Here is a 22,301-nt window from a genome sequence, read left to right as displayed (position 1 = left end):
AGCGTAGCGAAGCGATCCGGCGCCGGATCAGGACGCCCTGGATTGCTTCGCGACGCTCGCAACGACGGTCCGTTACTGACCGAAACCCGCGGCGCTGGCCTGCACGATCGCCTCGCGCGCGGCGGCCTGGAGCGCGCCGGACTTCGCCTCGCACTCGCGCTGTTCCGATGCCGGATCGCTGTCGGCGACGATGCCGGCGCCGGCCTGGACGTGGATTCGACCGTCCTTCACCACCGCGGTGCGCAGGACGATGCAGGAATCCATCGACCCGTCGGGCGAGAAATAGCCGACGCAGCCGGCGTAGGCGCCGCGCTTTTCCGGCTCCAACTCGGCGATGATCTGGCACGCGCGGACCTTCGGCGCGCCGCTGACGGTGCCGGCGGGGAAGCCCGCGAACAGCGCGTCGATCGCGTCGTGCCTCGGGTCGAGCCGGCCCACGACGTTCGACACGATGTGCATGACGTGGCTGTAGAATTCGATCGTGTAGCTGTCGGTGACCTGCACCGTGCCGGCTGCGGCGACGCGGCCGACGTCGTTGCGGCCGAGGTCGAGCAGCATCAGGTGCTCGGCGCGCTCCTTCGGATCGGCGAGCAGCGAATCGCGGTTGGCCGCATCCTCCACCGCATTGCGTCCGCGCGGGCGGGTGCCGGCGATCGGTCGGATCGTCACCTCGCCGTCGCGCGCGCGGACCAGGATTTCCGGGCTGGAGCCGGTCAGCGCGAAGCCGGGGAGGTCGAGATGGTAGAGGAACGGCGACGGGTTGATCCGCCGCAGCGCGCGGTACAGCTCGAACGCCGGGAGCGGGAAGGGTGCGGTGAAGCGCTGCGCCAGCACGACCTGAAAGATGTCGCCCGCCGCGATATATTCCTTTGCCGCCGCGACCATTTCGCCGTAGCGGCCCGCCGGCAGGACGGGAGCGAGCGCCAGGTCGGTGGTTGCATCCATCCGCGCGCGCGGCGGCAGCGCAGCGGAGGTCAGACGCGCCTCGACGGTGTCGAGCCGTTCCTCTGCCGCGGCGACGATCGCCGCGGCCGAGCGGGCCGCGTCGGGCCACACCGGCGCGACGAGGAACAGCGCGTCGGCCAGCCGGTCGAAGACGAGGATGACGGTGGGCCGGACGAACATCATGTCCGGCAGCCCGAGCGCGTCGGTCGCGGGTTGCGGCAGCTTCTCGACCAGCCCGATCGTCTCGTACCCGAAATAGCCGACGAGGCACGCCAGCGCGCGCGGCAACTCGGGGGCGACGTCCATCCGGCACGACGCGACCAGATCGCGCAGCGCGTCGAGCGTCGGGGACGTGGCGGGGACGAAGGCGTCGCGATCGTCGAGCCAGCGGGTGTTGATCTCGGCCCGGTTGCCGTTGGCGCGGAGCACCAGATCGGGGGCGAGGCCGATCAGGCTGTGCCGCCCGCGGACCGCGCCGCCCTCCACCGATTCCAGCAGGAAATCGCCGCGGCCCGGTTCGATGAGCTTGAGGGCGGCGGCGACCGGCGTTTCCGTATCGGCGATGCGCCGGCGCCAGACGAGCGCCGGCCGACCGGCGTCGAGCGCGGTGATCGCGTCGGCGTTATTGCGCTCCGCCACCGACCAGGTCCTTCTTCAGCTGATCGATCGCGCCCTGGTTGCGCCTGGCGCCCTGGAAGGCGGTGATGGCGCGGGCGAACTGCTCGGCATATTCGCGACCGACGACGCGACCCAGATCGGCGCGCGTGGCGGCGACCGCGGCGGGTTGCTTCGCGGCATCGCCGGGGGTCACCCGCTCCAGCCGGGCGATCAGCATGCCCTGCGCCTCGGGCGATTCGAGCATGCGCGCGGTGCCCGGCCTCATCGCGAACAGCAGCGCCAGCACCGGATTGGGACGCTGCGGATCGATCTGCGAACGGGTGGCGTCGACGGTCTGCACCGGCGGACCCTTCACGCCGGACTGCGCCAGCGCGGCGGCCAGCGGCGTGCCGGCATTGACCTTCGCGACGATCGTGCGGGCCGCGGCGCGGACGGCGGTGCGCGCGCGATCGGTGCGCCAGTCGGCGACGACCTTGTCGCGCACCTGCGCCAGCGGAATGGGCGCGGCGCGGACGATGCGGTCGAGCCCGACGATCGCGAAGCTGCCGTCGTTGCCGAGCGGGACGGTGGTGGGGGTGTCGCCCTCCTCGGCCGCGAAACCGGCCTGGACGATCGGTGCGAGCGCCGGGTCGGGCTGCGCCGCGGGCCTGGAGGGATCCACGCCGGTCGCGAGCAACGGCGCGGTAGTCTGCGCGGTCAGCTTCTGATCGGCGACGACCTCGTTGATGTTCGCGTTGTCGGCGAGCGAATCGTCGACCTTGTCGCGGATGCGGCCGATCGCGTCGTTCGCCTTCTGCGTGCGCAGCGTAGCGGCGATCTCGTCCCGCGCCTGCGCCAGCGTCTTGCCGGGCACCTGCGTCACGCCGTCGACCTTGCCGACGACGAAGCCGATCGCGCCGCGCACGGGCCCGACCACGCCCCCCTTGGGCGCGGCGAACAGCGCATCGGCGACCGCGGGCGAGGCCTGCGCGGCGAGCGCGGCGCGCTCCGCCCTGGCGATGGTGCGCGCCTTCAGCCCCGCGGCCCTGGCGGCGGCGGCGATCGGGGTTCCGGCCTTGACCTTGTCGGCCAGCGCCTGCGCCGCCTTCTGGTCGAGGACGGTGACGACCGCGACGTCGCGCTGCTCGCGCGCGGCATAGGTGGCCCTGGCGGCGTTATAGGCCTGCGCGATCTCCGCATCGCTCGGCGCGACGCTCGCGGCGACCTGCTGCGGGCCGACGATCGCGTAGCGCATCACGCGCCGCTCCGGGATCGTGTAGCGCGCCACGTTCTTCTGGTAGAATTGCCGGATTTCCGCATCGCTCGGCGCCGCACCGCCCGCCATCGCGGCATAGGGGATCAGCGCGACCTGCCCCGCGCGGCGCTCCAGCAGCAGCGAGGCGTAGGGCAGGGCGACCTGCTGCGGTACCTGGCCCGCACCGACGGTGGGGACCATCAGGAACTGCGCCATCGTCTCGCGCGCGATATCGGCCTGCACCTGCGCATCGGTGAGTCCCTGCTGCGCGAGCAACTGCTCATAGGCGCGCTGGTCGAACTGTCCGGTCGGGCCGGCGAAGGCCGGGATGTTGCGCAGCTCGCTGCCCACCAGCGCGCGGCTGACGCGCATCCCCTGATCCTGCCCGAAGGTGTCGAGCGAGAGCCCGCTGAGCGCGCGGGTCACGAGCGACTCCACCCCGCCCTGCGCCACGAACTGCGCCATGTCGATGTCGGGCTGCCGCTGCCGGGCGGCCCGCAGCTCGTCCTGCGCCCGCTTGCGCAGCTCCTCCGCGGTGATGCTCTGGCCGTCGACGCTGGCCAGCGGCTTGCCGAACAGCCCGCCCCCGGAGGACGCCATCCCGGTCACGTCGCCCGCCGCGAAGGCGATCGCGATGACGATCAGGATGCCGAAGGTGACGATCACGCCGACACGCGAATAGATGATGCGGCGAATGGAACTGAGCATGGAGGCGGGGAACCCGGTCTTTGATGCGAAGGCCGGTGCTTTACGGCGCGTGCGCGGTGGCATCAAGCGGCGGTGGTGGCTATCGCAGGGACATACAGGGAGACGATGATGACGCGACGCAAACTGGTAGCGGGCAATTGGAAGATGAACGGCGATCGCGCCGCGCTGGCCGAGCTGGACGGCATCGCCGCCGCGGCGGCCGCGCACCCCGCGATCGACGTCGCGATCGCGCTGCCGGCGACGCTGATCGCGGCCGGGGCGGAACGCGTGCCGGCACTGGCGATCGGCGCGCAGGACGTCCATGCCGCGGACAAGGGCGCGTTCACCGGCTGCATTTCCGCGAACATGGCGAAGGAGGCGGGCGCGCGCTTCTCGATCGTCGGCCATTCGGAGCGCCGCGCCGATCAGAAGGAAAGCGACGTGCTGGTGAAGGCCAAGGCGGAGGCGCTGCACCGTGCGGGGATGCAGGCGATCGTGTGCGTCGGCGAAACGCTGGAGCAGCGCGACGCGGGCGAGGCGGAGCGCGTCGTGACGCAGCAGCTGGAGGGATCGCTGCCCGATGGTGCCGCGGCGGACTGGTGCGCGATCGCCTATGAGCCGGTGTGGGCGATCGGCACGGGGCGCACCCCGACGATCGAGGATGTCGCGGCGATGCACGGCGCGATCCGCGCGAAGCTGCGCGATCTGGTGGGCGAGGGCGGCGACGCGATCCGGCTGCTGTACGGCGGGTCGGTGACCGCGGAAAATGCGCCGGCGCTGCTCCACGCCAGCGACGTGGACGGCGCGCTGGTCGGCGGAGCGAGCCTGACCGCGGCGAAGTTCGTGCCGATCGTCGCGGCAGCGGCGGGGAATTAAGCGCTTTCCGATCCCGACCCCGTCATTCCCGCGAAGGCGGGAATCCATGGACGCTGCCGTTGCGACCCCTGCGACGACCTGCGCGTCTGGATCCCCGCCTCCGCGGGGATGACGGCGGGGCAGGGGTCAACTGAAGCGCTGCTTCAGCAGCGCATAGGCCGCGCGCAGGCCGTAGGCGTCGCCGCCCTTGGGGCGTCCCGGCCGCGCCGTCGGGCGCCATGCGAAGGTGTCGAGATGCGCCCAGGGCGTGCCGGCGGGGACGAAGCGGCGGAGGAACAGCGCGGCGGTGATCGCGCCCGCGAAGCCGCCGTCGGGTGCGTTGACCATGTCGGCCACGTCCGACTTCAGCATGTCGTCATAGCCATCCCACAGCGGCATCCGCCACAGCGGATCGCGCGCCGCATCGGCGGCGGCGAGCAGGTCGGCGGCAAGCGCCTCGTCCTGGACGAAGGTCGCGGGCAGATCGGGGCCGAGCGCGACGCGCGCCGCGCCGGTCAGGGTGGCGAAGTCGAGGATCAGATCGGGCGTCCCCTCTGCCGCCTTCGTCAGCGCGTCGCCCAGGATCAGGCGGCCTTCCGCGTCGGTATTTGTGTTCTCGACCGTCAGTCCCTTGCGCGTCGCCAGCACGTCGCCGGGGCGGAAGGCATTGCCGGCGATCGCATTCTCGACCGCGGGGATCAGCAGGTGGAGCCGCAGCTTGAGCCGCGCCTGCATCACCAGCGCCGCGAGCGCCAGCGCGTGCGCGGCACCGCCCATGTCCTTCTTCATCAGGCGCATCCCCGCGGACGGCTTGATGTCGAGCCCGCCCGAATCGAAGCAGACGCCCTTGCCGACGATCGCGACGCGCGGATGCGCCACGTCGCCCCATTCCAGCTCGATCAGCCGGGGCGCGCGGTCCTTGGATGCGGCCTGCCCGACGGCGTGGATCATCGGATAGCCGGTCGCGAGCGCATCGCCGCGCGTCACGGTGACGGTCGCGCCGTGCAGCCGCGCCAGCGCATCGGCCTCCGCCTCCAGCTCCGCCGGGCCCAGGTCGGAGGCGCCGGTATCGACCAGATCGCGCAGGTGCGCGGTCGTGGCGGCGAGGCGCGTCGCCTCCTCGATCCCCGCGACGTCGCCGGTCAGCAGCACGCGCGGTCCCGTGACGTCGGGCTTGCGGTAGCGCGTGAAGCGATGCTGGGCGAGGCACCAGCCCAGCCCGGCGGCCCCGAGCGGTGCGCCATCGGCGAGGCGATAGCTGCCCTCCGGCAGGCCGTCGCCCAGCGAGGCGATCCGCCACGGCGATGCGAGCGGCTCGTCGCAGACCAGCAGCATGGCCCAGTCGTCCGCGCCTTCGCCGGGCAGGATCGCACGGTTGCCGGGCTTGCCGGTCACCTTGTTCGCGGCGACCGCCGCGCGGACGCGCGCCGGCTGGACGGCGAGCCATGCCGCGTAGGCGTCGGGGTGGACGACGTGGATGTCGCGGGCGGGCTGGCCCCGGTCGGGCTGAAGCAGGGCGGCAAAGTCGGTCATGGGATGACCAAAGCAGGACTTGGGACCACGCGCAACGTACGGTTCCCATCGGCCGGCGCGCATCCTACATCCGCGCGCATGACCACGCATTCGACTCGCATGTTGATCCTGGGCTCCGGCCCGGCCGGCCTTTCCGCCGCCATCTATGGCGCGCGCGCGGGCATGAACCCGATCGTCGTCCAGGGCATCCAGCCCGGCGGCCAGCTGACCACCACCACCGACGTGGAGAATTATCCCGGCTTCGCCGATGTGATCCAGGGTCCCTGGCTGATGGAGCAGATGCAGAAGCAGGCCGAGCATGTCGGTACGCGGCTGATGTGGGACACGATCGTCGGCGTCGACCTGACGCGGCGGCCGTTCCGGCTGACCGGCGACGGCGGCGACGTGTACGAGGGCGAGGTTCTGGTGATCGCGACCGGCGCGCAGGCCAAGTGGCTGGGGCTGGACAGCGAGGACGCGATGAAGGGCAAGGGCGTCAGCGCCTGCGCGACCTGCGACGGCTTCTTCTATCGCGGCAAGAAGGTGGCGGTGATCGGCGGCGGCAATACCGCGGTCGAGGAAGCGCTGTACCTGACCAACCATTCCAGCGACGTGACGCTGATCCACCGCCGCGATTCGCTGCGCGCCGAGCGGATCCTGCAGGAGCGGCTGTTCGCGCATCCGCACATCACGGTGCTGTGGAACAAGGAAGTGCGCGAGTTCGTCGACGGCGGCGGGAATGTCGGGCTGGTCGCGCTCGAGCTGGAGGACACGGTCACCGGCGAACATTCGCGGCTGGAGGTCGACGGTGGCTTCGTCGCGATCGGGCATCATCCCGCGACCGAGCTGCTGCGCGGGCATCTGGAGCTGGACGGGGACGGCTATGTCGCGGTGCAGCCGGGGTCGTCGCGCACCAGCGTGCCGGGCGTATTCGCGTGCGGCGACGTGATGGACAAGGTCTATCGCCAGGCGGTGACCGCGGCGGGGACGGGGTGCATGGCGGCGCTGGACGCGGAGCGGTTCCTGGCGGCGGCGGAGTTCGCCGAGGTGCGCGAGGCGGCGGAGTAAGGCGGACGTCGGGAAAACGGGCGATCCGGTTACGATCGTCCCGGCACCGCGCTCCCGTTTTCGCCGCTTAGGTGCGTGCGAATGACCTTCTCCACCGCATCCAGATCGCCCGCACGCGCGAAACCGTGCGAGTCGGTGGCGATCCTCACCAGCTCGATCCGCGCGTCGAGGCGACGCGCGGCGTCGGCGAAGGCGAGCGCGGTGGCGTCGCCATCGGCCGCGATGACGGTGGCGCGGCTCTGCTCGATTGCCCGGACGAGGCGCTCCGCGAGGGGCGGGGGGGCGGTTCGGGAACGCAGCAGCTTCGCCAGCCCGCCCGCCAGCTTGCCTAGGTCGACCCCGCCGCGCAGCAGTCGCCGCCATTGCGCGGGATCGCGCAGCCGCGCGGCATAGGTCGCGCGGATCGCGGCGGCGGGGGGGAAGGCGTCGGGCTCGTCGCCGGTCCAGGGGTTGGCGAGCACCAGCGGGTCGATGCCGAGCGCGGGTCCTTCGAGCGCGAGCAGCGTCGCGGCGTCGCAATTGCCGAAGCCGATGATCCGCGTGACGCCCGCCTCCGCGCGGAAGGTCGCCGCGGCGGCGGCAAGATCGGGCGCGGCGCCGGCATAGCCGCCGTTCGCCCCTTCCGAATCGCCGATGCCGCGGCGGTCGTAGCGAAACACGGGCGTGCCGGATGCCGCCAGCCGCGCCGCGAGCATCGCCATGCCGCGGTGCGCGCCGGCGCGGATCTCGTTGCCGCCGGAGACGATGAGCACGCCGGTCGCGCCGCTGCCCTCGTCCAGCGTACCCAGCAGCGTGGCGCCCTCGCAGAGGAAACGGACGACGCGGCGGGTCATTCGATCCAGCCGGCGATATCGTCGGCCAGCATCGCGGCGAGCGCGGGGTCGGCGCGCGGCTCGCTGGCGCGCCATGGCGGCGCGGCGGCGAGGATGCGGTCGGCCGGGCGGGGATCGCCCTCCATCCGGACCACGCGCAGCGGGCCGGCGGTAATAGGTTCGGCGGCGACGAGCGCGGTCAGCAGGTCGGGATGGAGATCGTTGCCGGCATAGTCCTGCCCCCCGCCCGTGCGGCGCAGGCGGTCGAGTTCGCGGACCTGCGCTTCACCGCTCAGGGGGGCGAGATACCAGCGGGAGGCGGCGTCCACCGCCGCATCGAGGAGCGCGCCGCCACGGATCGCGACGACGTGGACGGGGCCGGGAAGGCAGCGCGCGGCAGCCGCCAGGGCGCCGCGCCACGCGGACAGCCGCGCATCGATCGTCGGCAGCAGGCTGTCGTTCTGCCCCGGCAGGTCGGGCAGCGCGCCGGCGATGCCGCGGTCGGCCAGCAGCCGCAGCGTCATCACCAGCAGCGTGCGGGTGCGGTTCGCCTCCTCGAACAAGGCCGGTACCGCGAGCACGGAGGGACCAGTATCGGAGCCGAGCCGCAGCATCGCCTCGCCGTCGGGGAGGCGAAGGACGCGCGTGGTCAGACCAGCGCGCGTTCGGCGGCGAAGCGGCAGAGCGCGCCGAACGTCTCCAGCATCTCGCCGTCCACCTCGTCGTCCTCGATGACGATGCCCAGGCGGTCCTCCAGCTCGGTCAGGACCCCCGCGACCGCCATCGAATCGAGCTCGGGCAGCGCGCCGAACAGTTCGGTATCGGCGCGAAAGGCCGCGACGCGATCGTCGGACAGCCCCAGCACGTCGCGCAGCACCGCGCGTACCGTGTCCTCCACCTCGCCCATCCGCTCAGGAATCACGCTTCCTCCCAATGTTCTATCTCGCAGGTGCGAACGGCCTAGGCTGGGGGGATGAAATGCGCAACGGCTTGGCGCTATGGCGGATATCATGCTCGACCCGCAGCCTTTCCCGATCGATCACGTCCTGCGCGGCGATCCCGGTGCGCCCGCGCTGATCCTGCGTGAGGGCGTCGCGACATTCGCCCGGGTGGAGCAGGATGTGGCCCGGCTGGCGGGATGGCTGGCGACGAAACGGTTCGCGGCGGGGGCGCGGGTGGCGACCTGGCTGCCGAAGACTCGGGTCGCCAGCCTGATGCCGCTGGCGGCGGCGCGCGCCGGGCTGGTCCATGTGCCGGTCAACCCGGTGCTGAAGCGGGCGCAGGTGGCGCACATCCTCGCCGATAGCGGGGCGTCGCTGCTGCTGACGCAGGGCGCGCGGGCCGCGACGCTGGAGGACGGCGACGTCCCGGCGGGGTGCGAGGTCGCTGTGGAAGCGGGGGCGGGCGATTCGTTGCCGCGGTCGCACGCCGATCCGGCTGCTTTGGCGGCGATCCTCTACACCTCCGGCTCCACCGGGCGGCCCAAGGGGGTGATGCTGAGCCACGCGAACCTGTGGCTGGGGGCGGTCAGCGTGGCGCATTATCTGGCGATCGCGCCCGACGACCGCGTGCTGGGCGTCCTGCCGCTGGGGTTCGACTATGGGCAGAACCAGCTTTTCTCGACCTGGTATGCGGGGGCGGGCGTCGCGCCGCTCGATTATCTGACGCCGCGCGACGTCATCAAGGCGGTGGAACGCGTCGACGCGACGACGTTGGCGGGGGTACCGCCGCTGTGGACGCAGCTGCTGGAGGCGGAATGGCCGGCGAAGGCCGCGGCGCGGCTGCGGCGGCTGACCAATTCGGGCGGGGCGCTGACGCCGGCGATGGTGCGGGCGCTGCGCACGCGCTTCCCGCAGGCGCGGCTGTTCGCGATGTACGGGCTGACCGAGGCGTTCCGCTCGACCTATCTGCCGCCCGAGCTGGTCGATGCGCACCCCGAGTCGATCGGGCGCGCGATCCCCTTCGCCGAGGTGCTGGTGGTACGCCCCAACGGCACGCAGGCCGCGGCCGGAGAGCCGGGGGAACTGGTCCATGCGGGGCCGCTTGTGGCGCAGGGCTATTGGCGGGATGCGGCGCGGACCGCGCTGCGGTTCCGCACGGCACCGCCCTTCTCCCGCCATGGCGGGACGGCGGTGTGGTCGGGCGATACGGTGGTCGCCGATGACGCGGGATTGTTGCGGTTCGTCGGGCGCGACGACGAGATGATAAAGAGCGCCGGCCACCGCATCAGCCCGCAGGAGGTGGAGGAAGCCGCCACCGCCGGCGCGGAAGCGCGCGAGGCGGTGGCGCTGGGGGTGCCCGATGCGCGGCTGGGGCAGGCGATCGTGCTGGTGGCGCGCGGGGATGCCGCCGACGAGCCGGCGCTGCGCGAGCGGCTGAAGCGCGAGCTGCCGGCCTATATGCAGCCGGTGCGGATCGAGTGGCGGGCGGAACTGCCGCGCAACGCCAACGGCAAGCTGGACCGCGCGCGCGTGGCGGCATCGGTGAAGGAGCAGCAGGCATGAAGCCGATCGGACCGATCCCGCCGGAGTTTGCCGTCCAGTCGGGGATGCTGACGATCGGCGGCGAGCGCGCGGACGCGCTGGTGGCCGCGCACGGATCGCCGCTGTTCGTCTATGACATGGGGGTCGTGCGGGCGCGGATCGCGCGGTTCCGTGACGCGATGCCGGCGGCGGTGGCGCTGCATTATGCGGTGAAGGCGAACCCGCACCCGGCGGTGATCGCGGGCATGGCGTCGCTGGTCGATGGTCTGGACGTCGCGTCCGCCGGAGAGCTGGCGAAGGCGCTGGCGGTGAAGCCGGCGGGGGCGATCAGCTTCGCTGGGCCGGGCAAGCGCGACGCGGAACTGGAGGCGGCGATCGCCGCGGGGGCGACGCTGAATGCCGAATCCGCGGGCGAGGTACGGCGCGCGCTGGCGATGGGAGAGCGGCTGGGCGTCGTGCCCCGGCTGGCGGTGCGGGTGAACCCCGATCTGGAACTGCGGGGTTCGGGGATGAAGATGGGCGGCCGCGCCTCGCCGTTCGGGGTCGATGCGGAGCGGGTGCCCGAACTGGTGCGCACCATCGTCGGCGCAGGCGCGGACTGGCGCGGGTTCCATATCTTCGCCGGGTCGCAGGCGCTGGATGCCGGGGCGCTGGTGGAGACGCAGGGAGCGACGCTGGCGCTCGCGGCACGGCTCGCGGAGGACAGCGGGCACCTGCCGCCCAAGGTCAACCTGGGCGGCGGGTTCGGCATCCCGCATTTCGCGGGCGACCGCGCGCTGGACGTCGAGCGAATCGGCGCGGCACTGGGTGAGGCGCTGGCGGCGAGCGCGCTGACCGCGGCGGGGACGGCCTATGCGATCGAGCTGGGGCGGTGGCTGGTGGGCGAGGCGGGGGTCTATCTGACCCGCGTCGTCGATCGCAAGGAAAGCCGTGGCGAAACCTTCGTCGTGGTCGATGGCGGGCTGCACCATCAGCTGGCGGCGAGCGGCAATTTCGGGACCGTCGTGCGGCGGAACTATCCGGTCGCGGTGGCGGGGCGGATGGGGGAGGCGGGCGGCGACGGGGATGGGGGCGAAGCGTCGGTCGTCGGGTGCCTGTGCACGCCGCTGGACCGGCTGGCGGACCGCGTGGCGCTGCCCCCGGTGGCGGAGGGCGAGGTGATCGCGGTGTTCATCGCCGGGGCCTATGGTTTGAGCGCGAGTCCGGCGGCGTTCCTGGGGCATCCGGTGCCGGCGGAGGTGGTGCTGGGCTGATCCGCGCCCGTCATTCCCGCGCAGGCGGGAATCAAGATACGCCGACGTTCCTCTTCCATCGCGCCACCTGCGCGTCGGGATCCCCGCCTTCGCGGGGATGACGGCGGGGCGCGCGCGCAGGAGCACGAGGCCGAACCCTAAACGCAATCTTCACCTCTTCGCCGCATAGCCGAGCGTGAACGTGCGGAGGTGGGAATGCGGATCGCGAGGGTTTCCAAGGCGTTGATCGTGGCGCTGATGGCGTCGACCACGCTGAGTGCCTGCGCCTCCTCCGGCGGGCGGCCCGAGTTGCCGCCGGCGACCTTCGTCGCGACGCGCGAGACGCCGGGCGAGGAATATGTCATCGGCCCGCTCGATCAGCTCCAGATCTTCGTCTGGCGCAATCCGGAGCTGTCGGCGAAGGTGCAGGTGCGCCCCGACGGCCGCATCACGACACCGCTGGTCGCGGACATGCCCGCGGTGGGCAAGACGCCAGCGATGCTGGCCGCCGACATGAAGCTGGCGCTGGGCGAATATATCAAGGACCCGATCGTCTCCGTCATCGTCGACGGGTTCAGCGGCACCTACAGCCAGCAGGTCCGCATCGTGGGGGCGACGCAGAAGCCGGCGAGCCTGCCGTACCGCGCCAACATGACGCTGCTGGATGCGATGATCGCGGTGGGTGGCCTGGGCGAATATGCCGCGGGCAACAAGGCGCGGCTGATCCGCTACGACCGTGCGACGGGCAAGCAGCGCGAATACGGGCTGCGGCTGAACAGGCTGCTGAAGGACGGCGATCCGTCCGCCAACGTCCGGCTGGAGCCGGGCGACGTCATCATCATCCCCGAAAGCATGTTCTAGGCCGTGAACGGGCTATGGGAAGAAGCGCGGATCGCGCTGCACACGATCTGGACGCGCCGCTGGCTGGGGCTGGCGGTGGCGTGGGGGGTGTGCCTGCTCGGCTGGCTGGTCGTCAGCCAGGTGCCGAGCAAATATGATTCGCGCGCCCGCGTCTTCGTCCAGATGCGCACGGTGCTGCCGACCGCGACCGATCCCAATGCGGTCAACGACAATGCGCGCGATGTCGACACGGTGCGCCAGACGCTGACCAGTGCGGTCAATCTGGAGAAGGTGGTGCGCGGCACCGACCTGGCGCAGACGATCGCGAGCGACCGCGACGTGGCGGACCGGATCGCGGGGTTGCAGCAGGCGATCAAGATCGTCGCGCAGCAGGACAATCTGTTCGAGATCACGACGACCGCCGCGACGCCGAAGCTGGCCGCGGCGATCACGCAGAAGCTGATCGACATCTTCGTCGAGACCAACCTGTCCGACGACCGCACGCAGAACAGCCAGACGCTCACCTTCCTGGACGGGCAGCTGGAGGATCTGGGGCGCAAGTTGCAGGATGCCGAGGGCAAGCGCGCCGATTTCCAGAACCGTTACCTGGGCGCGTTGCCCGGCACCGGCACGGTCAGCGACCGGATCGGCGCGGCGAGGGCGCAGATGAGCCAGGTCGACGGCGACCTCGCCGCGGCGCAGTCCGGGCTGGCGGCGGTCGCGGGGCAGATGGCGGGGACGCCGCGGACGGTCGCGGGCGGCGGCGGGATCGCGCCGGGCGTCGGCCCTGCGCGCGCGCGGCTGGCGGCGATCCAGGGCCAGCTGGCGGATGCGCGCGGGCGCGGCTTCACCGAAAGCCACCCCGACGTGGTGGCGCTGAAGCAGCAGCTGGCGGCGGCGCAGGCGGCGGCGCGGGGCGAGCCGGTCGGGGCCGCCGGCGCGGATGCGGTGCCCAACCCGACCTATCTGTCGTTGCAGGCGATGGCGGCGGACAAGCAGGCGAACGTCGCCGCGCTCCAGATGCGCAAGCGGCAGCTGCAAGGCGACCTGGACCTGCTCAATTCCAAGCTGACCGAGGATCCCGCGGTCGCCGCCGAACAGGGCGAGATCGACCGCAACTACGATGTCCTGAAGGGGCAGTACGACCAGCTGCTGGCACAGCGCGAACAGGTGAAGCTGCGCAGCAGCGCGCAGACGCAGACCGATGCGGTGAAGTTCAGCGTGATCGATCCGCCGACGCTGCCGCGCACGCCGACCGCGCCCAATCGCCCGCTGCTGCTGACCGGGGTGCTGGTCGCGGGTCTGATGGCGGGCGTGGGGGCGGCGTTCGCGATGGGACAGGTGCAGTCGACCTTCGCCACCGCGCAGCGGCTGGAGAAGGTCGCCGGGATCAGCGTGATCGGATCGATCGGCGAGATGGTGACGCGGCATCAGGAAGAGCTCCGCGCCCGGCGGCTGAAGTGGTTTGCGGGCGGGGTCGGCGGGCTGGTGGTCGCCTATGTCGCGCTGCTGGGGGTGGAGATGCTTCAGCGGGGGCTGGCGGCATGACGGTGCAGGAATCGCTGATCGAGCGCGCGGCGCGGGTGTACGACTTCGGCGCGCACCTGCGCGCGCGCGAGGTGGTCGCGCCTGCGGTGCTGCCGTGGGAGAAGACGGCGCCAACCGCAGCAACGGTCGTGGTGGACGACAACCCTGGGCTCCTGCCTGCGCAGAAGCGCGATGGCGGCTGGGACGATACGCTGTCCGCCATCCCGGCCGAGTTCCTGTCCGACACCGATGACGACGGCATGGAGCCGTGGGAGGGGCCGGACGCGGGCGTCGCGGCCATCGACCGCACGATGCTGGCGGAGAAGGGGATGCTGGTCCCCGGCGCGCCGGTGGGGGCGCTGGCGGAGGAATTCCGGCTGGTGAAGCGGCAGCTGCTGCTGACCGCGCGCGACATCGCGGACGGCCTGCCCGGCGCCGACAGGCCCGCGGATACGCAGCGGCGCGCGCGCACGATCCTGGTCGGATCGGGCAAGCCGGGCGAGGGCAAGACCTTCTGCGCGATCAACCTCGCGATCAGCCTGGCGGCGGAGCGCGACGTGGAGATCGTGCTGGTCGACGCGGACTTCGCCAAGCCCGACGTCATGGCGTCGCTGGGGCTGGCGCACACGCCCGAGGATTCGCCCGGGCTGCTCGACGTGCTGGCCGATCCCGGTATCGACCCCGAGATGTGCATCATCCGCACCGACGTGCCGCAGCTGTCGCTGCTGCCGGCGGGCAAACGCAGCCATTCGGATACCGAATTGCTGGCATCGGCCCGGACCGCGCGCGTGCTCGACCGGCTGCTGGAGGCCAATCCGGCGCGGATCATCGTCTTCGACACGCCGCCCGCGCTCGCCGCCTCGCCCGCCAGCGTGCTGGCACTGCTGGTGGGGCAGGTCATGCTGGTGGTGCGCGCGGACCGTACGACCGAGGCGGACGTCCATGCCGCGGTGCAGCTGCTCGACGGGTGCGACGAAATCCATCTGGTGCTGAACGCGGTCGCCTACGAACCCGGGCGGGGACGTTTCGGCAGCTATTACGGGCAGGGCGAATGAGGCGCGCGCGGCTTCTGGCGGCATCGATGCTGGCCCTGGCCGCGATCCCCGCGGCCGCGGAACCGCAGCGCTACGTCCAGCCCTATATCGAGCTGAGCCAGGCGGTCGCGGCGGACCTGACGAACGGCGGCGACGTGCTGACCTATACCCAGGCCGCGGTCGGGGTGGATGCGGGCGTCAGCACGCGCCGCGCCCAGGCGCAGGTCAGCTATCGCTACGAACGTCGTATCGACTGGCAGCAGCCGGTGGCGGATCAGGACGTCCATAGCGGCCTTGCGCTCGCCTCGGTGCAGGTGACGCCGGCGCTGACGCTGGATGCAGGCGCGATGGCGACGCGGACGCGCAGCGACATCCGCGGCGCGGCGCCGGGCAATCTGGTCGGCAATGTCGCCAACGTGGCGCAGGTCTATTCGCTGTTCGCCGGGCCGACGGTCGCGACGCGCGCCGGGATGCTGGACATCGGCGGCGCCTATCGCTTCGGCTATACCAAGGTGGAGGTGCCGGACGTGCCCTCGGCCGTGCCGGGGCAGCCCCCGCTCGACTATTTCGACACGTCGCGCAGCCATCTGGCGACCGCCAGCATCGGCGTGCCGGTGGGGCGCGTCGCGCCGTTCGGGGTGACGCTCAGCGGGGCGTGGGAGCGCGAGGACGCCGGCCAGCTCGACCAGACGTACGACGGCAGATATGCGCGCGGCGACGTCACCATGCCGCTGTCGCGCACCGTCGCGGTGCGGGCCGGCGCAGGGTATGAGACGATCGCGGTGAAGCAGCGCGATCCGCTGACCGATGCCACCGGCGTGCCGGTGCGCGACGGGAACGGGCGGTTCGTCACCGATCCGGCGAGCCCGGCGCGGATCGCCTATCGGACCGACGGGCTGATCTACGATGCGGGTGTGATCTGGCGCCCGTCCCCGCGGCTGGAGCTGCAGGCGAGCGCCGGGTGGCGCTATGGCGGGCAGACCTATTTCGGCTCGCTCCACTGGGCGATGTCGCGCGAGGCGGCGCTGGGCGTCGTCGTGTATGACGGCGTCGAGACGTTCGGGCGACAGCTGCGCGACGGGCTCGGCGATCTGCCGACCGCGTTCGATACGCGCCCCGATCCGTTCGGGCAGCAGTTCGCCGGCTGCGTCTTCGGCGCGCGGCCGGGGCAGGATGCGAGCACCGGAGGCGGCGCGGGCGGGTGCCTGAACGACGTCTTCCAGTCGATCTCCACCGCCAGCTACCGTGCGCGCGGTGTCGACGCGGTGCTGAGCGTCGGGCGCGGGCGGACGCGCTACGGCATCGGCGCGGGCTATGCCAACCGCCGCCTGTACGGCGTGCGCGCGCGGCCGGGCGTGACGGTGACGGGGGTAGAGGACCAGAGCGCCTATGCGCAGGCCTTCTGGTCGCGCGATCTGTCGCGCGCCTCGGCGATCGACGCCAGCCTCTTCGGCAACTGGTATGCCAGCGGCGTGTCGGGGCTGAACCCCGGCAGCGGCGGCGACGTATGGGGCTGGGGCGCGAACGGCACCTATTCGCACCGCTTCGGGCGGCTGGGCACGCTGGCGTCGATCGGCGTCTACGGCTTCGATCAGCCGGGGCTGGACACGCAATGGTCGGCGCAGGCGCTGCTCGGCGCGCGCTACGATTTCTGACGGGAACCCTTCGATGTACGACGCTCACTTCGGGCTGACCGACCGACCGTTCCAGCTGACGCCTGACCCGCGCTTCTGGTTCGATACCGCCACGCATCGCAAGGCGATGGCGTATCTGGGCTATGGACTGGCGCAGGGCGAGGGCTTCATCGTCGTGACCGGCGAGATCGGCGCGGGCAAGACGACGCTGATGGGGCACCTGACCGCGCAGATCGACCCCGCCGGGCTGAACGTCATCACGATCGTGTCGACGCAGGTCGGACATGACGACCTGTTGCGGATCGTCGCCTCCGGGCTGGGCGTCGACGCCTCGGGCAAGACCAAGGCGGAGCTGCTGCTGCTGATCGAGCGCGGGCTGCACGCGGTCGCGCGCAGCGGGCGGCGCACGCTGCTGATCGTCGACGAGGCGCAGGCGCTGCCGCATTCCGCGCTGGAGGAGCTGCGAATGCTCTCCAACTTCCAGGCGGGCGGGCATGCCATGCTCCAGATCTTCCTGCTGGGGCAGCCGGAGTTTCGCGAGCGGCTGAACGGATCGGACCGGCTGGAGCAGCTGCGCCAGCGCGTGATCGCGGTCCACCATCTGGAGCCGATGGGCGCGGACGAGGTCGACGCCTATGTCGGGCATCGCCTGATGGTGGCGGGGTGGACCGGGCGGCCGGCGTTCGCCGACGATGCCTTTCCCGCGCTGCATGCCGCGAGCGACGGCGTACCGCGGCGGCTGAACCAGCTGATGACGCGGGTGCTGCTGCACGCGTCGATGAGCGGGGCGGAGCGGATCGATGCGGCGCTGGTCGCGGCGGTCGAGGCGGACCGCGACCGGGACCTGAGCGGGCCGGTGACGGTCGCGCCGGCAGTGGCGCAGGAGGTGCCCGAGCCCGTATCCGAGCCCCAATTGGAGCCCCTGTCCCAGTCGGAGCCGGTCGCGCCGCCCCGGGCGACGCCGGTGATGTCGATCGTGCCCCCCGCCGCGGAAAAGCCCGACGAGGCGCTGGTCGCGCGCGTGGCGCAGCTTGAGGCGCGGATCGCCGAGCAGGATGCGGCGCTGCGCCGTGTGCTGACGCTGCTGGTCGACTGGGTGGAGGGCGACGCCGAACGGCTGGAGGCGCTGAAGGGCGCCGCCTGATGTTCCACGCCCCGATCGCCGTCGGTACGGCCACCGAACTGCCCGTCCCCGATGCCGCCATCGTCAATGCTCCCATCGTCAATGCCCCCATCGTCAACGCGATGTCGGTGGACGTGGAGGAATGGTTTCAGGTCGGCGCGTTCGAACGCACGATCGACAAGGGTGACTGGGGCACGCTGGAGTCGCGCGTCGCCGACAATACGGCGCGCGTGCTCGACCTGTTCGCGGCGGCGGGGGTGCGCGCCACCTTCTTCACGCTGGGATGGGTGGCGCAGCGTCAGCCGCGGCTGATCCGGCGCATCGTCGCGGAGGGGCACGAACTGGCGAGCCACGGCTGGGACCATCAGCGGGTCTTCACGATGACCGCGGAGGCGTTCCGCGCCGACCTGGCGCGCGCGCGCGTCGCGCTGGAGGATGCGGGCGGGGTGGCGGTCGGCGGCTATCGCGCACCCAGCTTCTCGATCGATGCGCGCACGCCCTGGGCGCACGACGTGCTGGCGGAGGAGGGCTATGCCTATTCCTCCAGCGTGGCGCCGGTGCGGCACGATCATTACGGCTGGCGGCACGCGCCGCGCTTTGCGTGGCGGCCGCGGCACGACGCGGCGCTGGTCGAGCTGCCGGTCAGCGTCGCCCGGATCGTAGGGAGGCATGTCGCGACGGGGGGCGGCTTCTTCCGCCTGCTGCCGGCGGCATTGACCGATGTCGCGCTGCGGCAGGCGCATGCGGCGGGGCAGCCGGGCGTGTTCTACTTCCACCCGTGGGAGGTCGACCCCGGCCAGCCGCGCGTGGCACGGGCGCCGCTGCGCTCGCGCCTGCGCCATTACAGCCGGATCGATGCGATGGCGCCGCGGCTGGCGGCCCTGCTGGCGCGATACCGCTGGGGGCGGACCGACGCGGTGGTCGCGGGGCTGACGCCATGACGTCCGCGCGCACGGTACGCGAGGCGACGCGTGGCGATGCCGCCGCGATCGCGGCCTTCGTGCGCCGGCGCGACGATGCCACGCCGTTCCACCTGCCGGCGTGGAGCGCGGCGGTGGAGCGGGCCTGCGGGCAGCGCGCGCACTGGTTGCTGGCGGAGGATCGCGGCGGGGCGATCGCGGGCGTGCTGCCGCTGACGCAGATGCGCTCTCCGCTGTTCGGGCGCGCGCTGGTGTCCGCGGGGTTCGCGGTCGGCGGCGGGGTGCTGGGCGAGGGGGCGGCGTCGCTGTCGGCGGCGGCGATCGGGCTGGCGATCCGGCTGCGCGTGCCGACGGTCGAGCTGCGCGGCGGGCCGTCGCTGGGCGGGTGGACGATCGACGACACGACCTATCTGGGCTTCGCGCGCGATCTGGCGGCGGACGATGCCGCGCAGTTGCAGGCGATCCCGCGCAAGCAGCGCGCCGAGGTGCGCAAGGCGCTGGCAATGGACGGGCTGGAGGTCGTGACCGGGCGGTGCCGGCGCGCGGCGGAGGAGCATTATGCGGTCTATGCCGAGTCGGTGCGCAACCTGGGTACGCCGGTCTTTCCGCGCGCGCTGATGCGCGAGGTGCTGGAGACGATGGACGCGGACGTGCTGACGGTGCGGCATCGCGGGCAGGCGGTGGCGAGCGTGCTGAGCCTGTATCACGGCGGCACCGTCTATCCCTTCTGGGGGGGCGGCACGGCGGCGGCGCGGCGGCTGCGCGCCAACGAGCTGATGTATTTCGCGCTGATGCGGCATGCGCGCGCGGTCGGATGCACGCGGTTCGACTTCGGACGGTCGAAGGCGGGGACGGGGCCGGCGGCGTTCAAGAAGAACTGGGGCTTTGCGGGCGAGCCGCTGCGCTATGCGATGTGGAACGCGGGCGCGCCGCGCGTCGTGAACCCGCTCGACCCGCGCTATGCGCGGATGGTGGCGGCGTGGCGGCGGCTCCCGCTGCCGGTGGCGAATACGCTGGGGCCGTGGATCAGTCGTGGGTTGGGGTGAGGGGGCTGGAGTGAGGGGGGCTGGGGTGAGGGACATCCTGTTCCTGGCGCATCGTGCGCCGTTCCCGCCCGATCGCGGCGACAGGATCCGCAGTTTCCACGTGCTGTCGCATCTGGCGCGGCGCGCGCGGGTGCATCTGGTCGCGTTCGCGGACGATCCGCGCGACGCGCAGGTGCCGCCGGCGTTCGCGGGGATGCTGGCGTCGTGCACGATCGTGCCGCGCGGGAAGAGCCCCGCGCGCGCCGCGATCGAGGCGCTGGCGCAGGGTCGCGCGGTGTCGCTGGCGGCGTTCGACGACGCGCGGGTGCACGCGGCGGTACGCGACGTCATGGCACGGCACCCCGTGGCGGTCGCCTACGCCTTTTCGGGGCAGATGGCGCAGTATCTGCCGGCGGGCGTGCGCCGCGTCATGGACTTCGTCGACGCGGATTCGGCCAAGTTCGCGGCCTATGCCGCGAAGGCGCGCGGGCCGATGCGCTGGATGATGGCGCGGGAGGCGCGGTTGCTGGCGCGCTGGGAGCGGGAGGTGACCGCGCGGGTCGACGCCAGCCTGTTCGTGAGCGCGGCAGAGGCCGCGCTGGTGCCGGGCGCGCGCGTGCTGGAGAACGGGATCGACGCGCGGCGGTTCGATCCCGCGGCGGTCTTCGTGCCGGTGGTGGGGCAGGGGCGGCTGATCGTCTTCACCGGGCAGATGGATTATCGCCCGAATGTCGAGGCGGTGGTGGCGTTCGCACGGGATATCCTGCCGCAGGTGCGCGCGGTGCATCCGGATGTACGCTTCGCGATCGTGGGGCGCGCGCCGACGGCGGCGGTGCGGGCGCTGGCATCCGAGGCGGTGCTGGTGACGGGCGAGGTGCCCGACGTGCGCGGCTGGCTGGCGGCGGCGGCGGTGGCGGTGGCGCCGCTGATGCTGGCGCGCGGGGTACAGAACAAGGTGCTGGAGGCGATGGCGATGGCGCGCCCCGTCGTCGCCTCGCCGGCTGCGGCGCAAGGGATAGACCATGCCGGGACGATTGGCGTGGCGGAGGGCGCGGCTGGGGGCGCGGCGGCGGTCGTCGACCTGCTGTCGGATCGCGACGGCGCGGCGCGGCTGGGGCAGGCGGCGCGGGCGCGGGTGCTGGCGCGCTACGACTGGGATGCCTGTCTGGCGCCGCTCGATGCGCTGATCGGCATGTCAACAGACGAACGGGCGGCGGCATGACGGCGCTGGCGCTGCGTCGGGGGCAGGCCGGAGCATGGCCGGCGGCGCTGATCGCGCTGGCGGGGACGTGGTCGGCGCTGTTGCTGCTGTTCCGCAGCGACGTCGCGGCGGTGGCGGGGCTGTGGTGGACCAGCACGACCTATGGCCATTGCCTCTTCATCCTGCCGGTCGTCGCGTGGCTGGTGTGGACCCGGCGACGTGCGCTGGCGCGGCTGACGTCGGCCGGATGGGCGCCGGGCGTGCTGCTGGTCGCGGCGGGGGCGTTCGCGTGGCTGCTGGGCGATGCGGGCGAGGTGGCGCTGGTGCGGCAATGGGCGCTGGTCGCGATGCTGGAAGGGGCCGTCGCCGCCACGCTGGGGCCGAACGTCGTGCGCGGATTGCTGTTTCCGCTGGCCTATGCGTGGTTCGCGGTGCCGTTCGGGGCCGAGCTGGAGCCGCCGCTGCAACAGGTGACCGTGGCGATGGTGATGCCGCTGCTGCACGTGGCGGGGGTGCCGGCGAGCGTCGACGGGGTGCTGATCCACGCCGGTCGCTATTATTTCGAGGTCGCGGAGGCGTGTTCGGGCGCGAAGTTCGTGCTGGCGATGCTCGCTTACGGCGTGCTGGTGGCGCATCTGTGCTTTCGGAGCTGGCGGCGGCGCGCGATCTTCATGGCGGCGGCGCTGGTCGTGCCGGTGATCGCCAACGGTATCCGCGCCTTCGCAACGATCTATGCCGCGCATCTGACCAGTGTGGAGGCGGCGACCGGGCTCGACCATATCGTCTATGGCTGGGTGTTCTTCGCGGTCGTGATGGCGGCGCTGATGGCGGCGGCGTGGCGGTGGTTCGATCGCGCGCCCGATGCCGAGGCCTTCGATCCCGCACGGCTCCGGACGGCCCCGCGCTGGACGCTCGCGCCGCTGGCGGCGGGGGTGCTGGCGGTGACGGCGGCGGCGATCGCGCCGGCATGGAGCGGGGCGATCGCGGCGCGGGCGCGGCCCCTGCCGCACGCGATCGCGCTGCCCGTGGTGGCGGGGTGGCAGCGGGTGGCGGTGGCGACGCGCGGGGCGTGGGCGCCGTGGCATCCCGGCGCGGACCATCATCTGTTCGGACGCTATACCGATGCGCGGGGCGACGCCGTGGATATGGCGCTGGCCGCCTTTGCCGGGCAGGGCGAGGGGCGCAAGCTGGCGGCGTTCGGCACCGGCCCCTTGCGCGAGGCGGATCGGTGGATCCGCGTCGCCGACCTGCCCGCGATCGACGGCGGCCGCGCGATGCGGATCGTCGCGCAGGAGAAGGACGGCACGACCGTGGAGCGCGTGGTCGTGACATGGTATCGCGTCGGCGACACGCTGACCGGGGACGATGCCGCTGTGAAATTCGCGACGATGAAGGACCGGCTGGCCGGCGGCACGCAGACCGCGGTCGCGCTGTATCTGTCCGCGCCGGTCGCGCCGGGGCGGGATGCGGTGGCGGCGATCCGGCGGTTCCGCGCCGCGCTGGGGCCGCCGGATCGCGCGATCGACGGGATCGTGGCGCAGGGCTACTGAC

General features: G+C 72.2%; 19 protein-coding genes. 13 read left to right on the top strand and 6 right to left on the bottom strand.

The window, feature by feature from the left end; genetic code table 11:
• Window positions 1–72: 72 nt before the first annotated feature.
• Window positions 73–1,584, bottom strand: a complete 1,512-nt coding sequence (trpE, locus tag PGN23_RS12960; RefSeq protein WP_335303331.1) for an anthranilate synthase component I — start codon at window positions 1,582–1,584, stop codon at window positions 73–75.
• Window positions 1,568–3,505, bottom strand: a complete 1,938-nt coding sequence (locus PGN23_RS12955) for a peptidylprolyl isomerase (RefSeq protein ID WP_335303330.1) — start codon at window positions 3,503–3,505, stop codon at window positions 1,568–1,570. Before PGN23_RS12955 ends, trpE begins: the two co-directional genes overlap by 17 nt.
• A 108-nt stretch (window positions 3,506–3,613) precedes the next feature.
• On the opposite strand from PGN23_RS12955, the gene tpiA reads away from it, so the two are divergent.
• Window positions 3,614–4,360 (top strand): triose-phosphate isomerase, encoded by a 747-nt coding sequence (tpiA, locus tag PGN23_RS12950; RefSeq protein ID WP_335304599.1) that lies wholly within the window; start codon window positions 3,614–3,616, stop codon window positions 4,358–4,360.
• A 126-nt stretch (window positions 4,361–4,486) separates the two neighbouring features.
• Here tpiA and PGN23_RS12945 read toward each other — a convergent pair whose 3' ends face one another.
• Complete coding sequence (locus PGN23_RS12945) at window positions 4,487–5,872, bottom strand: leucyl aminopeptidase family protein (protein WP_335303329.1); 1,386 nt, start codon at window positions 5,870–5,872, stop codon at window positions 4,487–4,489.
• 78 nt (window positions 5,873–5,950) lie between these two features.
• Here PGN23_RS12945 and trxB point away from each other — a divergent pair, with 78 nt between their 5' ends.
• A complete protein-coding gene (gene trxB / locus PGN23_RS12940; protein WP_335303328.1) occupies window positions 5,951–6,919 on the top strand; it encodes a thioredoxin-disulfide reductase in 969 nt (322 codons plus the stop codon).
• A gap of 29 nt (window positions 6,920–6,948) precedes the next feature.
• On the opposite strand, the gene PGN23_RS12935 is transcribed toward trxB, so the two are convergent.
• Genes PGN23_RS12935 through PGN23_RS12925 form a run of 3 tightly spaced genes read right to left on the bottom strand, consistent with a single transcriptional unit; the run spans window position 6,949 to window position 8,638 of the window.
• Entirely contained in the window at window positions 6,949–7,752 is an 804-nt protein-coding gene (locus PGN23_RS12935) for a hydrolase 1, exosortase A system-associated (protein WP_335303327.1), read from the bottom strand.
• Window positions 7,749–8,345, bottom strand: a complete 597-nt coding sequence (locus tag PGN23_RS12930; RefSeq protein WP_335303326.1) for a hypothetical protein — start codon at window positions 8,343–8,345, stop codon at window positions 7,749–7,751. The genes PGN23_RS12935 and PGN23_RS12930 overlap by 4 nt, the downstream gene beginning before the upstream one ends.
• Before the next feature lie 35 nt (window positions 8,346–8,380).
• The gene (locus tag PGN23_RS12925) at window positions 8,381–8,638 is read right to left on the bottom strand and encodes an acyl carrier protein (protein WP_335304598.1); all 258 of its coding nucleotides are present in this window, start codon (window positions 8,636–8,638) and stop codon (window positions 8,381–8,383) included.
• A gap of 103 nt (window positions 8,639–8,741) precedes the next feature.
• On the opposite strand from PGN23_RS12925, the gene PGN23_RS12920 reads away from it, so the two are divergent.
• The 11 genes from PGN23_RS12920 to xrtA all read left to right on the top strand — a co-directional run bounded on the left by PGN23_RS12920 (window position 8,742) and on the right by xrtA (window position 22,300).
• Window positions 8,742–10,235, top strand: coding sequence for an acyl-CoA ligase (AMP-forming), exosortase A system-associated (locus PGN23_RS12920; RefSeq protein WP_335303324.1), 1,494 nt, complete (start codon window positions 8,742–8,744; stop codon window positions 10,233–10,235).
• Window positions 10,232–11,467, top strand: coding sequence for a pyridoxal-dependent decarboxylase, exosortase A system-associated (locus PGN23_RS12915; protein WP_335303323.1), 1,236 nt, complete (start codon window positions 10,232–10,234; stop codon window positions 11,465–11,467). Before PGN23_RS12920 ends, PGN23_RS12915 begins: the two co-directional genes overlap by 4 nt.
• A 195-nt stretch (window positions 11,468–11,662) precedes the next feature.
• On the top strand, window positions 11,663–12,307 hold the full coding sequence (locus PGN23_RS12910) for an XrtA/PEP-CTERM system exopolysaccharide export protein (protein ID WP_335303322.1): 645 nt from the start codon (window positions 11,663–11,665) through the stop codon (window positions 12,305–12,307).
• A gap of 3 nt (window positions 12,308–12,310) precedes the next feature.
• Complete coding sequence (locus PGN23_RS12905) at window positions 12,311–13,834, top strand: XrtA system polysaccharide chain length determinant (protein ID WP_335303321.1); 1,524 nt, start codon at window positions 12,311–12,313, stop codon at window positions 13,832–13,834.
• Window positions 13,831–14,868: an AAA family ATPase gene (locus PGN23_RS12900; RefSeq protein WP_335303320.1), complete on the top strand. Its 1,038-nt coding sequence runs from the start codon at window positions 13,831–13,833 to the stop codon at window positions 14,866–14,868. Before PGN23_RS12905 ends, PGN23_RS12900 begins: the two co-directional genes overlap by 4 nt.
• Window positions 14,865–16,502, top strand: a complete 1,638-nt coding sequence (locus PGN23_RS12895) for a hypothetical protein (RefSeq protein ID WP_335303319.1) — start codon at window positions 14,865–14,867, stop codon at window positions 16,500–16,502. Before PGN23_RS12900 ends, PGN23_RS12895 begins: the two co-directional genes overlap by 4 nt.
• 13 nt (window positions 16,503–16,515) lie before the next feature.
• Window positions 16,516–17,625 (top strand): AAA family ATPase, encoded by a 1,110-nt coding sequence (locus PGN23_RS12890; RefSeq protein WP_335303318.1) that lies wholly within the window; start codon window positions 16,516–16,518, stop codon window positions 17,623–17,625.
• Window positions 17,626–17,726: 101 nt separating this feature from the next.
• Window positions 17,727–18,545, top strand: coding sequence for an XrtA system polysaccharide deacetylase (locus PGN23_RS12885; protein ID WP_335304597.1), 819 nt, complete (start codon window positions 17,727–17,729; stop codon window positions 18,543–18,545).
• Complete coding sequence (locus PGN23_RS12880; protein ID WP_335303317.1) at window positions 18,542–19,570, top strand: FemAB family XrtA/PEP-CTERM system-associated protein; 1,029 nt, start codon at window positions 18,542–18,544, stop codon at window positions 19,568–19,570. Before PGN23_RS12885 ends, PGN23_RS12880 begins: the two co-directional genes overlap by 4 nt.
• Window positions 19,571–19,595: 25 nt before the next feature.
• Window positions 19,596–20,771, top strand: a complete 1,176-nt coding sequence (locus PGN23_RS12875) for a TIGR03087 family PEP-CTERM/XrtA system glycosyltransferase (protein ID WP_335303316.1) — start codon at window positions 19,596–19,598, stop codon at window positions 20,769–20,771.
• Window positions 20,768–22,300: an exosortase A gene (xrtA, locus tag PGN23_RS12870; RefSeq protein ID WP_335303315.1), complete on the top strand. Its 1,533-nt coding sequence runs from the start codon at window positions 20,768–20,770 to the stop codon at window positions 22,298–22,300. Before PGN23_RS12875 ends, xrtA begins: the two co-directional genes overlap by 4 nt.
• Window position 22,301: the final 1 nt, after the last annotated feature.

It is taken from the genome of Sphingomonas adhaesiva (assembly GCF_036946125.1).
In the GTDB taxonomy this organism is placed as follows: Bacteria; Pseudomonadota; Alphaproteobacteria; order Sphingomonadales; family Sphingomonadaceae; genus Sphingomonas; species Sphingomonas adhaesiva_A.
This window is presented reverse-complemented; position numbering and strand designations above follow the sequence as displayed.